Source organism: Capsulimonas sp. (assembly GCF_039929585.1).
In the GTDB taxonomy this organism is placed as follows: domain Bacteria; phylum Armatimonadota; class Armatimonadia; order Armatimonadales; family Capsulimonadaceae; genus Capsulimonas.
This window is the reverse complement of record NZ_JBDSQY010000335.1, coordinates 1-13190: the sequence shown is the minus strand read 5'-3', so window position 1 is coordinate 13190 and position 13190 is coordinate 1. Positions and strand designations below refer to the sequence as shown.

Genomic DNA, 13190 nt, shown 5'->3' with positions numbered 1-13190 from the left:
CCACTTCCCACCGCGAAGCGGCTCGCAGGGAAGGGGGAGATCGAGCTTCAGCTCGATGGGGGGTTAGGCAACCTCCGCTTCATAATATTCTCCATTTCTCCTCACCTCAACTCGCGCTCCAAACAATTCAGATAGATGCTCCGTCGTCAAAATCTCCGCCTTCGGGCCATCGCGAAAGATACGGCCATCCTTCATCAAGATCACACGCTCGATTTCGGGCAGGATTTCGGAGATGTGGTGCGTCACTAAGATCACCGTCTTGCCGCGCGCGGCGATCTGGCGCATGGTTTCGAGAAAGCGGCGACTGGCGACGAGGTCTAGTCCCGTGGTCGGTTCGTCCATCAGCAGGGCGCGCGGGTCTTGGACCAGGGCGCGGGCGATGAGGACGCGGCGGGCTTCGCCAGTGGACATCTGCTCCATGGGCTTTTCGGCCAGATGCGACGCCTCAACCAGCGCCAGCGACGCGTGCGCGGCGGCGTGCATATCGGAGGTGACTTCGTGGTGGCTCGCGATCCCCTGACTGGCGAAAAAACCCGAGATCACGGCGTCGTAGCCGATGAGTTCGCTGTCGGTGGTGAAGGCAAGATGCACGTCGGCGGAGACGATGCCGAGCAGCGCGCGAAGCTCAAAGATATTCCAGCGGTCTTCGCCAAAGATGGTGATGGAGGGGCGGTTGTCTGGGTGCGCCAGGGCGTAATGCTGGCGGGTGATCAGCTTAATCAGCGTAGATTTGCCGGAGCCGTTCGGGCCGACAATGGCCGTGTGGTCGCCCTCGGCGATTTCCAGAGAGAGAGCGTCCAGGATATGCTTGCCGCCGCGCGAGACTGTTGCGGCGTCGATCTTAAGCAAAGCAGGCGGGGTATGAGAGGTTTCGTTCAATTCATTTCCTTTGGCGTATTGGCGTCATGGTAGAAAATAATACCCCCGATGATCAGGAGAATAAAAATGCCGTTTCCACGCAAATTCCAAAGTCTGCTTGAGATTGAACGAGGGGATGTCGCCGTTCCCGACTACATGTGGATGGTCTACGCGGTGTGCGCCGTCACCAAGGAGGGGTGTGGATGGGGCGGCTGGATGATTGAGGCCGCTTTTTACAAGAGCGGCGCCAGCCACCCGACGAGTACGGGAGACGCGCTCCTGCCCGCAGCAGATGAACAGCACTGTCCCGTCTGTGGGCGGGAAACGTTTCGAACGGGCGCCAGTGTACGGATGGTTCCCTCGGAAGATCAAAAGCTTCCCAGAGAACCGGGGGGCGATTACGAAGTCGCCCCAACCGAGTACGAGGATTAGCATTCGAGCCGATTACACGACCGCGAAATTGTATTCCCCCGATTCGATCCGGTAAATGTTATTCCCCGCCTCTCGGCGCAGCAGACGCACGTTGGGCGCGTCGGCGGCCGCCCGGCCGCCTTCCGTCACTTTGGCGCCGTCTTTGGCGGGAATATAGACCGTGGCTGTCATGTTCGCCGGGACCGTGAGGTTCAGGATGAACGCGTCTTTGTCTGTTTTCCAATCGACGCTGACGGGGCCGCGCAGAGAATCATACGACGCCTTACACCAATCCACTTCGGCGCAGGGGCGCGGACGGATCACAACGGCCTGGTATCCTGGCTGCGCTTCGTCCGGGGCGATGCCGGCGATATAGCGCCAGAGCCATTCGCCGGTGGCGCTGTGGGTCCAATGGTTGAGTGAGAGCTTCTGGGTGTCGGCGTCGAAGCTCTCCCACATCGTCGTGCTGTCGCCCTGCACCATATGCCCCCAGGAAGGCACTGTGGTCAAGTTATACATCCGAGCGGCAACGTCGTGATATCCGTTCTCGGACAGCGCTTTGAGCATCTCAACGCTGCTCCAGAATCCCGTCATGGGATGACCGCCGTCACGCTCGATCACTTGCGCCAGGCGCGCGGCGGCGCGCGTTCGGATTGGGCCGTCCAGCAGGTCGAATTGCAGCGCGAGGGCGTAACTGCCCTGCACGTCGGCCGTGTTCGAGCTGTCGGGGAGCACGCCGAAAATGGCGCCCACGATCTCCAGCGGCTGTCCATTCCCTGACAGGGAAATGACCGACTCTTCTGGATAGTCTTTCGTTTCGGTATGACCGCCGATTTTATAGGTCAGCCGGAGAGTTTTGGCCACGTTGGGCGCAGGGTCGCCGAGCGCGGCCCAACCTACCTTCAGATTGAGGTTCTGGTCTTTCATCAAGTCACGCACGATCTTAGTGACGTCGCTGGATGCACCGGAAACGACGATATGGCCTTCGGGAGTGACGAAACGGCGCACGAAGGCGGCTTTGATCCCCGCAAACAATTTCCGATAACGCGCCGCGTCGGCTTTATGCCCCAGCGCATCCGCCATACGCGCAACGAGGTCGGCGTCGTGCGCAAAGAACGCCGTCGCCCCAATGTCGTTCGGCGTGGCCGGCCCGGCGCTCAGCCAGTCGCCCCAGTTCATGCCGCGCGCGTTCGTCCACAGAAGATCGGGATTGTTCTTATGAATGTAGTCCACCCACCGGCATGCGGCCCGGTAGTGATCCGAGAGGATGCGCGCGTCGCCCGTATTCAAGTACAGTTCCCAGGGCAGCGACACGCCGGCGTCCGCCCAGCCGGGCGAGCCGACCACCACATTCGTATCGCGCAAATGGGCATGCGGGCAGATATCCGTGAAACGGCCTTCGTCCGATTGACTGACGCGCAGGTCATGACTGAATTTCTCAAAAAACGCCGCGCTGTCAAAATGGAAGAGAGCGGTTTGTACGCACGGCCGGATGTCTCCCGACCACCCCAATCGCTCGCTGCGCCCGGCGCAGCCGTTGGGAATGTCGTACATCATATTCTGCTGCGTCCAGCGCGACGCGGTCATCAGCTTGTTGTACAGCGTGTTCGAGCACTCAAAATGTCCGACTTGTTTGGCGTCCGTGCGCGCGTGGATCCCAACGAGCGTATCGACTGTCGCGGGCTGCGCCAGCCCGGTCACTTCAACAAACCGAATTCCATGGTAGGTGAAGTGCGGCTCCAGCACGCGCGGCCCACGCCCATCCAGGAAATAATCTTCCTGCGCCGCGACGTACGCGCCCGCGATCGACGTTCCCCAGAGATTGTCGCGATTGATGGTTCCATCGGCGTGACGCATTTCGGTGTGCTTGAGCGTAATGCGCGTTCCCGCCGGCCCGTCGGCGTTCACACGGCACCACCCCGCGAACTCCTGGCCCATATCGAAGACGGTCACGCCGGGCGCAACCTGCTTGACAGCCACGGGTTTCAACTCCTGCATCCGGCGCACCGGCTGAGCGCGCTGCCACTCGATCGGGGTATTGTCCCGGCGAACTACCGTGGGAGACTTCCACGCACTGGCGTCAAAACCAGACAGATCCCAGCCGGACAGTTCTTTGCGGCAGTCATATCCCTCGCCATCAAGTAAATCAGACCAGCGCACGGGGCCGTCGAGGCTCGTTTTCCAGGCAGAGTCGCTGCAAATGACCTCGCGGCGTCCATCGGCATACTCGATCTCCAATTGCGCGAGCAGCTGCGGAAAGTATCCGTAGATATACGCATTGTCGTTCAAATTCATGCGCCCCGCATACCAGCCGTAGGCCAGCAGGGCGCCCAGCACATTGGCGCCGCCCTGTAGATACTGGGAGACATCGTATGCCTGGTACGCCAATTGCCGGTTGTACTCGGTGTAGCCCGGCGCAAGAAGGTCTTCACTGACGCGCTTTCCATTCAAGCGCGCCTCATAGAACCCGCGCGCGGAGCAGTAAAGCGTGGCGCTCCGTACTTTGCCGTCCACCTCGAACTCACGGCGCAGCATGGGAACGCGAGACACGGAAGTAACGCCGTCCACATGCGCCTTCAAAAACTCGGGCGTCGCGCTGTAAGCGATCTTCGCCTGCGGGTCCGTCAGATTGCGAACAGAGTATTCTGTTGTCTCCACCGAATCCGACGCCTTCGCCTGCGCGCCTGCGGCAATGTCGTTATCCCCGTCGAAGACTTGAAAACGCCCGAGGCCCAGCACATAATCCGATCCATCCCACAGCGCAAGGCGACTCACCCACAGCCGCACATAGCGGCCAGTGACTTTCGCAAACCGATACCGCTCCGGATCGGAAAAACCCGGATGCGGCGGCCATAGATCGTGCGCCGTCCGATCCACAATGGTCTTTGCGTCGCCGAAGTCTGGAGAGTCCGAGACCTCGATCTTGAATCGCACGGGATACCACACGGTGGAGATATCGCCATTCGTCCCCGCAGGCTTGGCGGGCTGAAGGCAGGCGCCGTCGAACGTCTTCGACGCGCCCAGGTCCAGAACGATCCACTTCACGGTGTCGGCCGAATGCGCGATCTCGCTGCGATAACAATGGATCGGCGTACGCGGGCGGTTCGCCTCATCGGCCAGCGCAGCCTCGGTAACCCAATTCGCCTTCCAATCCGACGCATTCAGAAGCCCGAGCGTACACGAAGCCTCCTCGCTCCAGGGGGTCTCCTTGCCGTTCTGATCCCAAACCCGCGCCTTCCAAAAGCAGCGTACACGTGATGAGAGGTTCTTCCCCGCATAGGCAACCCCTGAAGACCGATCGCTCTTCACTCGTCCACTATCCCAAAGATCGCCTTTGCCCAGCGCCAGCGCCTCGGGCGACGAGGCCACCAAAATCTGGTACGCCGTCTGCCGGGCGCCGCGCCCGGCGCCGCCGATCGTCCAGCTCATCCTCGGCTTCACGACATCGATTCCAATCGGGTTGACCCGATATTCACAGCGCAAGTTCTGAAGCAGCATTGCCCCCTCCGACCCATTCTTCATGGCCGCGTTTGCGGGCGCCGGCTCCAAATCATTCAGGGCCATCACAGCTGGAACGGCAATCGCCGCGCCGACCAGCGTCACGGCCTGCCGCCGCGTCATTCGAAGAGCGTCGCCGCCGGCCACAGGACGTGTTTTCGTTTCATCATTCATGCGTATATCACTCGTACTTTTCGATTTTGGAGTTTTGGATTTATTATGGATTTTATATGGATTGAGACATTCATTGTACCAGAGACCGCTTGGGATGTAAAGAAAAAATGAGAAGCGCTTGCCCGTCATAGCGCTTATTCAGGTAACATCGTGCGAGGAGCGGCCTGCAACTTTTTGCGTTCGCTCGGGACTAACTCGATATGAACAATTACCCATCCTATCCGCAAGCTCCACCGCCGAGGCGGCCGAAATTTGTCGTCCCGCTGGTGATCGGAGGATTGGCGATTTTTGCGCTGATCGTTTTCTGCGTCTTCACGGCCGTCAAAGGCGGCATGCGCGAGACGCAGGCGGCGACGGTAGTTGCGGACAAGTTCTTCAGCGCCATGAGCGCCGGACAGTATGCGAACGCCTACTTAATGCTCGATCCGCAGATCCAATCCACGACCTCACCCGCAGAAATGAAGGATCTACAGGATTTGATCGTCAAGCGTCATGGGCCTGTCACCTACAAGCAGCAACCGAGCTGGTTTGTGAACACAAATAACGGTGTAACGACAGTGACGCTGAATTATCAGGCGCAGTATGCCGGTGGATCGAAGCCAGTCAATGTGGTGGTTGTGGACACGCCGGCTGGCATGAAGATTTACGGCTATCACTACAATTGACACAGTAACAGGTCACGGGAGAAAATCAAGGCCATTATGCTTCATGGCGCCGTCAAAGAGGGGAACAAGACGGCGGTGCGGGATGTGCTTCTTGAGATTATTCGGAGGCGTCTTCGAGGAAAGCGGCGGCGGCGTAGTGTTCGGCGTCACGCGCGTAATCGGCGGCGGTGCGGCGGTCGCCATCGGCGTGGGTGACGCCGGCGCCGTTTTGAATCAGCAGCCGAAGCAAGTCTAAGTCGCCCGTTTCCGCCGCCTCCATGAGCGGCGTGGAGCCGTTATAGATACGGTAATTGACATCGGCGCCTGCTTGCAGCAGAAGCTTCACGAGATCCTGCCGCACAAGCGCAATGGCGGAGAAAAGCGGAGGACGTCCACCGAAGTCCTCCACCGTCACATCCGCGCCGCGCTCCAGCAGAAGGCGCGCGATTTCCAGATGGCCGTTACCCACGGCGCTGCCGAGCGGCGTATCGCCGTTCTCATCCGCGTAGCTGACATCGCCGCCGGCGTCGAGAAGGAAGCGAACGACATCCGTCTGCCCGAACGCCGCCGCCCATTGCAGGGGCGTCGTGTAGTGCTCCTCATCCTGCGAATTGACATCGGCGCCGCCGGCGATCGCCTCACGCGCCGCCGCAAGATTCCCCATGCGAGCCGCGTCATGAAGCGCGATGTCCTGAAGCGTCCGCTCCACATTTCTTCTCATGGCAATCCGCTCCTCATGGCAATCCGCTCCTCATGGTCCAAACCAGTTTTATATAGGAGTTAAATGATACAAAGCATGGTGCAATTCCTGCGCGCCCTGGCTCTCGTCCTTCCGCGCCGACACGCTCTCCACGTTCACCCCGAGCGGAATCGATAATTCCACCACCGCCTCTTGGATACGCTGAAAGTTCTCGACACATACGCTAACCGACTCAGCGGCGGGCGCGTCCGCCGTCAATATTCTCCGCGCCGTCGCTTCCGGGATTTGGATTCCCAGCCAGCGCATGAACTCCAGCGTCTTCTCAGAGCCGCAAGGCGCGAAGGTCAGGAAGATGCGTTTGGGTTCGACGCCGATTTCGCCGCAGGCGCGGGCGTAGTCTCGTAGCAGACGGATCGTTAGGTCAGGATCATAGATCGCTTGAGAGATGAAGTATTGGCATCCCAGATCGGCTTTCTTGAGGAGACGATCGCATTCGTTTTGGCGGATGTGGCGTTCGGGAATGACGACGCCGCCGAGGGCGAGCTGAGGCGCGTATTCCGTCGCGATTTCTAAGGCGCGTGTGAGCGTGATCCCCGGCTGTTTCATCCGGGAACTGGCGAGGCCAACCACGGAGACGGCTTCGATCCCCATTGCGCCAGCGTCACACAGCCAGCGCTTCCACTCACATTCGGACATGCCGGCGATGCATTTGTAGGTGATGAGCGGCGCGCGCACGGCGGCGCGCAGGTGATGGGCGTAGGCTTGCGACTCGATGCTGGGACGGAAGGGGAACGGACGGGGATCGTCCGTCCGTTCTCCTTCTTCCTGGACATCGTAGACCACGACGCCGTTCAAGGCCATGCCGTTTGCCCGCCGCGCCAGACGCGCGGCGGCGCTTTCCAGGCGCTCCTGCTCGATGTTGGCGCGCGGTGGGGTCGTGCTATAGAGGAACAGAATTTGCTCCTTGTTTTGCAGGTCGATTTGGAACGTCACAGGCCTTCTCACTGTCGGTATCTCAGTTGCTTGCATTGTTCCCAATCAGCGCTAAAGCGCGCTCCCCCAAACTCAAACGCGCGGCGCGAGCGCATGCCAGCAGATGGAGCATGGCCGGGCGCACTTCCGCCCACTGCCGGGTCTTGAGACCGCAGTCGGGGTTGACCCAGAGCCGCCGGGGATCGATCACCCGGGCGTAGCTTTCCAGAAGCGCGATCATCTCCTGTTCTGACGGGACGCGCGGCGAGTGGATGTCCCACACGCCGGGGCCGATGTCGTTTGGATACTCGAACCGTGCAAACGCGTCCAGAAGTTCGGACTGCGAGCGGGCGGTCTCGATGGAGATCACGTCGGCGTCGAGGTCGGCGATGCTCGGCATGATGTCGTTGAAGTCGCAGTAACACATGTGCGTATGGATCTGAGTTTTGTCCTGCACGCCCGAGGACGCCAGACGGAACGCCGCGACGGCCCAAGACAAGTAGGCGTCCCGGTCGGCGTGGCGCAGCGGCAGACCTTCGCGCAGGGCAGGCTCGTCGATCTGGATGACGCCGATGCCCGCATGCTCTAAATCTCGCACTTCATCGCGCAGGGCCAGCGCAATCTGCTGCGCCGTTGTCGAGCGCGGCTGATCGTCGCGCACGAAGCTCCATTGCAGAATGGTGATCGGCCCGGTCAGCATGCCCTTCATCGGGCGGTCGGTGAGCGACTGCGCGAACTCTGTCCAGCGCAGGGTCATCGGCGCGGGCCGGCTGACGTCGCCAAAGATCACCGGCGGCTTGACACAGCGCGAGCCGTAGCTCTGCACCCAGCCGTTTTGCGTAAAGACAAATCCCGAAAGGCGCTCACCGAAGTACTCCACCATGTCGTTGCGCTCGAACTCGCCATGGACCAGCACATCGACGCCGATTTCTTCCTGCCAGCGCACGGCGTCTCGTGTCTGCTCTTCCAAAAATGCATCGTACTGCTCTTGAGACCACTCCCCATTCTTGAACCGGGCGCGGGCTGCGCGCACATCGGCGGTCTGCGGAAACGAGCCGATGGTCGTCGTGGGAAACAGCGGCAGATTTAGATGCGTCTGCTGCGCCGTCACGCGCTCGGCGAACGGCGTGCAGCGATGGAAATCATCCTCACCGATGGACTCGATCCGCGTTTTGACATCTCCGTTGTGAATGCGCGAGCTCGCGCGCCGTGCGTTAATGGCCTCTGTATTCTCACGCAAGGCCGCGCTCAGCGTCGGATTTGTGGCGCCGATTTCATTGACGGCAAGCTGGGCCAGCATCTTCACTTCGGCCAGCTTCTCTTCCGCGAACGCCAGCCAGCTCTTAATCTCTGGATCGATCTGCTTCTCGTACTTGAGCGCATACGGCGAATGCAGCAGCGAACACGATGGCGACACGATCAATCGATCCGCGCCGATGCGATCCCGAACGGAGCGCAGAAGTTCGAGCGATTTTGCAAAATCGTTGCGCCAGATATTGCGTCCGTCCACAACACCGACGGACAGTAAAACGCCTTCGGGCAGTGCGTCACAAACGGCGTCGACTTCCTGCGGGGCGCGCACGGCGTCGATATGCAAGCCGTCAATGGGCAGACGACAGGCCAGCGAAAGATTGTCGCGCAGATCGCCGAAGTAAGTGGTCAGCATAAGTTTCAGCGTATCCCCGGCGGCGAGTATACGATAGGCCTCCTCATACCAAGTTTGCTGCTGCGCGGTCAGATCGAGGCAAAGATACGGCTCATCGATCTGTACCCACTTAGCTCCGGCGGCTTTCAATTGGCTGAGCAGATCCGCGTAGACCGGCAGGAGGTCGCGCAGAAGATGTGTCTTGACATCATCCCCACCCTCGCCCTGCGCTTTGCCTAGTAATAAGAAAGACACAGGCCCGAGCAGCACAGGCGTCGTTTGAACGCCAAGCGCCAGCGCCTCCCGAAATTCATCGAGCGGTTTGGACGACGACAGCACAAACTTCTGGTCGGCGGCAAACTCCGGCACAAGATAGTGATAGTTCGTATCGAACCACTTCGTCATCTCCAGAGCGGCGACGCCCTCCGTCGAATGGTTCTCCGTGTCGAGGCCACGCGCCATCGTGAAATAAGTATCGAGACTGACCTTGCCGTTCTCATTGGCCTGAAATCGCTCAGGGACGACACCGAAGAGAACGCTCGCATCGAGCGTCTGATCGTAAAAGCTAAAGTCGTTGGACGGAATCCAATCGATCCCAGCGTCGCGCTGCGCCGTCCAATGCGCTTTACGCAGGGTGGCCGCCGTATCTAAGAGTTCTGGCTGCGTGGACCGGCCGGCCCAATAGGATTCCAGCGCCTTTTTTAATTCGCGCCGCGCGCCGATACGTGGATATCCAAGGTTGTGTGTTTTGAGAGACATGGCTATCCTAAATTGCGATTGTAACAAATATATCGTTAATATTCATTTGAACGTTTGCCGAATTATCCTCCGCACTAAATATGATGCGGAGGCGGTCGATGGTCCATCATTTGTCCGTCCGGCACGGACGGTTAGATGCGAAGCATCTCCCAGACGTGGGTTTCATACCCGCGGTTCTGAGGGTTTCGCGTCTAACCATCCGTCAGATCCTATCGATTAATACCGATAGCTATCCGGCTTGTACGGCCCTTCGGTCGGGACGCCGATGTAGTCGGCCTGCTTGGCGGTGAGCGTGGTCAGCTTGACGCCGATCTTCTCCAGGTGCAGGCGGGCGACTTCCTCGTCCAGCTTTTTGGACAGGGTGTAGACGCCGACTTCGTAGACGTCTTTGTTCGCCCACAGGTCGATCTGCGCCAGGGTCTGATTCGCGAAGCTGGCGGACATCACGAAGCTCGGGTGGCCGGTGGCGCAGCCGAGATTGACCAAACGGCCTTCGGCGAGCATGAAGATGCAGCGGCCGTCTTCGAAGGTATACTGGTCCACCTGCGGCTTGATGTTGGTGCGCGTCACGCCCGGCGCCGTGTTCAGGCGATCCACCTGGATCTCGTTGTCGAAGTGGCCAATGTTGCAGACGATCGCCTGGTCCTTCATCTTGGACAATTGCTCGAAGGTCAGAATATCGACGTTGCCGGTGCAGGTGACATAGATGTCGCCCGTTCCCAGGGTATCGTCCACCGTCTTCACTTCGTAGCCTTCCATCGCCGCCTGAAGGGCGTTGATCGGATCGACTTCGGTGACGACGACGCGGGCGCCCATGCCGCGCAGCGACTGCGCGGAGCCCTTGCCCACATCGCCGTAGCCGCAGACAACCGCGACTTTGCCGGCGAGCATGATGTCGGTGGCGCGCTTGATGCCGTCGGCCAGCGACTCCCGGCAGCCGTACAGGTTATCGAACTTCGACTTGGTGACGCTGTCGTTGACGTTGATCGCCGGAACCAGAAGCTGGCCGTCGGCCTGCATCTTGTAAAGACGATGGACGCCGGTGGTGGTCTCCTCGGAGACGCCGCGCCACGCCGCGACAACATCATGCCAGCGGTGCGGGGTTTCGGCGTAGACCTTCTTGAGCAGGTCCTTAATGACCGCTTCTTCGTGGCTCTCCGACGGGCTGTTCACCCAATCCGAGCCGTTCTCCAGCTCGTAGCCCTTGTGGATCAGAAGCGTAACGTCGCCGCCGTCATCGACGACCAGCTCCGGGCCGGTTCCATCGGTGTGCGCCAGCGCCTGGTAGGTGCACCACCAGTACTCTTCCAGCGACTCGCCCTTCCAGGCGAAGACCGGAACGCCGGTAGCGGCGATGGCGGCGGCGGCGTGGTCCTGGGTCGAGAAGATGTTGCAGCTCGCCCAGCGGACGATTGCGCCAAGGTCCACAAGGGTTTCGATCAAGACTGCGGTCTGGATCGTCATGTGCAGCGAACCGGTGATGCGCACGCCCTGCAGCGGCTTCTCCACCGCGTACTTCCGGCGGATCGACATCAGGCCGGGCATCTCGAACTCGGCGACGCCGATCTCTTTGCGGCCCCAATCGGCCAGGGAAATGTCGGCGACTTTATAGTCGTTCGCCACGACTGGTTCCAAAACGGTGGTCATAAAATTTCCTCCGCTCGGATTATACCGCACATTAATCCAGAAAAACATCAATAAATCATGATTTCTTGATATAATAGTTTTATGGACTTATTGAAATCGTTACGATTGCTGGGCGACAAGGGCCGCGTGCGCGTTTTGAGGCTTCTGGCGCAGGAAGATTTGAGCGTCGCCGAATTGCAAGAAATACTCGGCGTCGGGCAGAGCAGCATTTCGATGCAGCTCTCTCAATTGAAGCAAGAGGGATTTGTGGAGGCTCGGCGCGTCGGCCAGAAGAGCATCTACCGAGCGTCCGCCCCGCCTGGAGCGCAGACGATTCTGACCGAAGTCCTGAGCCGATGCACGGAAGAAATCGCCGAAGCGGCGCACGACGATCAAGGTTTACAACTCATCCTCAATCGCCGCAAGGACGACCTGCGCGGCTACTTCGACGAGCTGGCCGGCCGCTTCGGCCGCGATTACGTTCCCGGCCGAAGCTGGAAGGCGCTTTCCGAAATGCTCCTGCGTCTGCTGCCGCCGATTGACATTGCCGACCTGGGCGCCGGCGAAGGAACGCTCTCCCTCTCCCTTGCCCAGCGCGCCAAGCGCGTGATCGCCGTGGACAATTCCGTGAAAATGGTGGAGTACGGCGCGGATATCGCCCGCCGCAACGGCGTCGCGAACTTAGAATATCGTCTCGGCGATCTGGAAGAACTCCCCATCGACAGCGAATCCGTCGATCTTGTCTTAATGCATCAGGCGCTCCACCACGCCCTGCATCCCAAGAAAGCCATTCTCGAAGCCTGCCGTATCTTACGCCCCGGCGGCCGCATCGCCATTCTCGACCTCTTAAAACACGACTTCGACGGCGCCCGCGAACTGTACGGCGATGTCTGGCTCGGCTTCTCCCAGGTCGAGCTGATCGAGCTTCTGCGCGGGGCTGGGTTCCAGGCGATCGATGTTTCGATTGTTGGGCGCGAGGACGACGCCCCGCACTTTGAGACGGTGATGGCGGTGGCGGAGAAGGGAGGGTAAACAACTGGCGCTATCAGAGATCGTCAGAAGGCATTCGTCACCATTCGAAATCGGCCCGTCCACGTTTCCACAGCTGAAGCAATGGTCTAGTCAGAGGTAAGGCGGCTAAAGCCGACTGTCAGATTAGGAGAGAAGAGGCGTTTGCCACAATCTGAAATCCTACAGTCGGCTTTAGCCGCCTTACCCCTGACTAGACCATTGCTTCAGCTGTGGAAACGGAGACAGTAACGCTCCTATTCACCCCACCGGCGTCCACCGCACGACTTCATAACGCTCCGGCCCCGTGTAGCCGCCCTTCGTGACGATCTCTCCCTTGCCCCCATTCCAACTCAACGTCACCCGGTTCAGCGCGCCGTGCTCGTAATCGTAAGTCTCGCCGTCATCGGCATAGAGCGTGATGGGCGTCGGCGCCTCGCCGTAAACGCGCACAGTCAGCGTGAAGCGCGTGTCGGAGGTGACGTGCTCGATGGGCTCGGCCAGCGGCAGGAGGGTATTGTCTCGGACGTATAAGGGAACTTGATCCAGCGGTTTGGAGACGCCTTCGATCTTGCGGCTGCCGGCAAGTTTTTCTCCGGTCCAGTAGTCGTACCAGACGCCTGGAGGCAGATAGACGTCGCGCTTGGTCTCCCCGGTGATTATTGGGGCGACCATTAGCGACGGGCCGCAGAGAAACTGATCGTCAATGCCATGCGAACCTTTGTCGTCGGGCCAATCCATTACCAGCGCCCGCGTCGGCGGCGTTCCGGTCTCGGCATAGCTGTGAAACGCGGAGTATAGATAGGGAAGCAGGGACATGCGTAATTGAAAGAGACTGCGAACGGCGTCGGTGGTCGCCGCTTGTTCGGGCATCGGCTCGCCGGCATTGTTTTTG

At 59.9% G+C, this 13190-nt stretch carries 10 protein-coding genes; 3 read left to right on the top strand and 7 right to left on the bottom strand.

All coding sequences use genetic code 11. The annotated features are described in order from the left end of the window. Window positions 1-63: 63 nt before the first annotated feature. Window positions 64-879 (bottom strand): ATP-binding cassette domain-containing protein, encoded by an 816-nt coding sequence (locus tag ABIZ35_RS25420; protein WP_348222737.1) that lies wholly within the window; start codon window positions 877-879, stop codon window positions 64-66. A 66-nt stretch (window positions 880-945) separates the two neighbouring features. On the opposite strand from ABIZ35_RS25420, the gene ABIZ35_RS25415 reads away from it, so the two are divergent. Next, complete coding sequence (locus tag ABIZ35_RS25415) at window positions 946-1290, top strand: hypothetical protein (protein ID WP_348222736.1); 345 nt, start codon at window positions 946-948, stop codon at window positions 1288-1290. Window positions 1291-1302: 12 nt separating this feature from the next. Here the strand turns inward: ABIZ35_RS25415 and ABIZ35_RS25410 are convergent, their stop codons facing one another. Further along, window positions 1303-4941, bottom strand: a complete 3639-nt coding sequence (locus tag ABIZ35_RS25410; protein WP_348222735.1) for a family 78 glycoside hydrolase catalytic domain — start codon at window positions 4939-4941, stop codon at window positions 1303-1305. A 200-nt stretch (window positions 4942-5141) separates the two neighbouring features. Between ABIZ35_RS25410 and ABIZ35_RS25405 the strand changes: the two genes are divergently transcribed. Beyond that, the gene (locus ABIZ35_RS25405; RefSeq protein ID WP_348222734.1) at window positions 5142-5606 is read left to right on the top strand and encodes a hypothetical protein; all 465 of its coding nucleotides are present in this window, start codon (window positions 5142-5144) and stop codon (window positions 5604-5606) included. 97 nt (window positions 5607-5703) lie between these two features. Here ABIZ35_RS25405 and ABIZ35_RS25400 read toward each other — a convergent pair whose 3' ends face one another. The 4 genes from ABIZ35_RS25400 to ahcY form a co-directional block, all read right to left on the bottom strand. Beyond that, window positions 5704-6306 (bottom strand): ankyrin repeat domain-containing protein, encoded by a 603-nt coding sequence (locus tag ABIZ35_RS25400; protein ID WP_348222733.1) that lies wholly within the window; start codon window positions 6304-6306, stop codon window positions 5704-5706. 48 nt (window positions 6307-6354) lie between these two features. Continuing rightward, complete coding sequence (locus ABIZ35_RS25395; protein ID WP_348222732.1) at window positions 6355-7278, bottom strand: methylenetetrahydrofolate reductase; 924 nt, start codon at window positions 7276-7278, stop codon at window positions 6355-6357. A gap of 22 nt (window positions 7279-7300) precedes the next feature. Continuing rightward, window positions 7301-9661 (bottom strand): 5-methyltetrahydropteroyltriglutamate--homocysteine S-methyltransferase, encoded by a 2361-nt coding sequence (metE, locus tag ABIZ35_RS25390; RefSeq protein ID WP_348222731.1) that lies wholly within the window; start codon window positions 9659-9661, stop codon window positions 7301-7303. Window positions 9662-9877: 216 nt separating this feature from the next. Then, a complete protein-coding gene (gene ahcY, locus ABIZ35_RS25385) occupies window positions 9878-11308 on the bottom strand; it encodes an adenosylhomocysteinase (protein ID WP_348222730.1) in 1431 nt (476 codons plus the stop codon). A gap of 81 nt (window positions 11309-11389) precedes the next feature. Here ahcY and ABIZ35_RS25380 point away from each other — a divergent pair, with 81 nt between their 5' ends. After that, window positions 11390-12319 (top strand): metalloregulator ArsR/SmtB family transcription factor, encoded by a 930-nt coding sequence (locus tag ABIZ35_RS25380; protein WP_348222729.1) that lies wholly within the window; start codon window positions 11390-11392, stop codon window positions 12317-12319. A 237-nt stretch (window positions 12320-12556) separates the two neighbouring features. On the opposite strand, the gene ABIZ35_RS25375 is transcribed toward ABIZ35_RS25380, so the two are convergent. Next, window positions 12557-13190, bottom strand: a 634-nt coding sequence (locus ABIZ35_RS25375) for a DUF5110 domain-containing protein (protein WP_348222728.1), incomplete at its 5' end; no start/stop codon positions are given.

Excerpts from the sequence above, each read along its gene's own strand:
- ABIZ35_RS25415 (WP_348222736.1), top strand. The coding sequence starts at position 946 with ATGCCGTTTCCACGCAAATTCCAAAGTCTGCTTGAGATTGAACGAGGG.
- ABIZ35_RS25410 (WP_348222735.1), bottom strand. The coding sequence starts at position 4,941 with ATGAATGATGAAACGAAAACACGTCCTGTGGCCGGCGGCGACGCTCTT.
- ABIZ35_RS25405 (WP_348222734.1), top strand. The coding sequence starts at position 5,142 with ATGAACAATTACCCATCCTATCCGCAAGCTCCACCGCCGAGGCGGCCG.
- ABIZ35_RS25400 (WP_348222733.1), bottom strand. The coding sequence starts at position 6,306 with ATGAGAAGAAATGTGGAGCGGACGCTTCAGGACATCGCGCTTCATGAC.
- metE (WP_348222731.1), bottom strand. The coding sequence starts at position 9,661 with ATGTCTCTCAAAACACACAACCTTGGATATCCACGTATCGGCGCGCGG.
- ahcY (WP_348222730.1), bottom strand. The coding sequence starts at position 11,308 with ATGACCACCGTTTTGGAACCAGTCGTGGCGAACGACTATAAAGTCGCC.
- ABIZ35_RS25380 (WP_348222729.1), top strand. The coding sequence starts at position 11,390 with ATGGACTTATTGAAATCGTTACGATTGCTGGGCGACAAGGGCCGCGTG.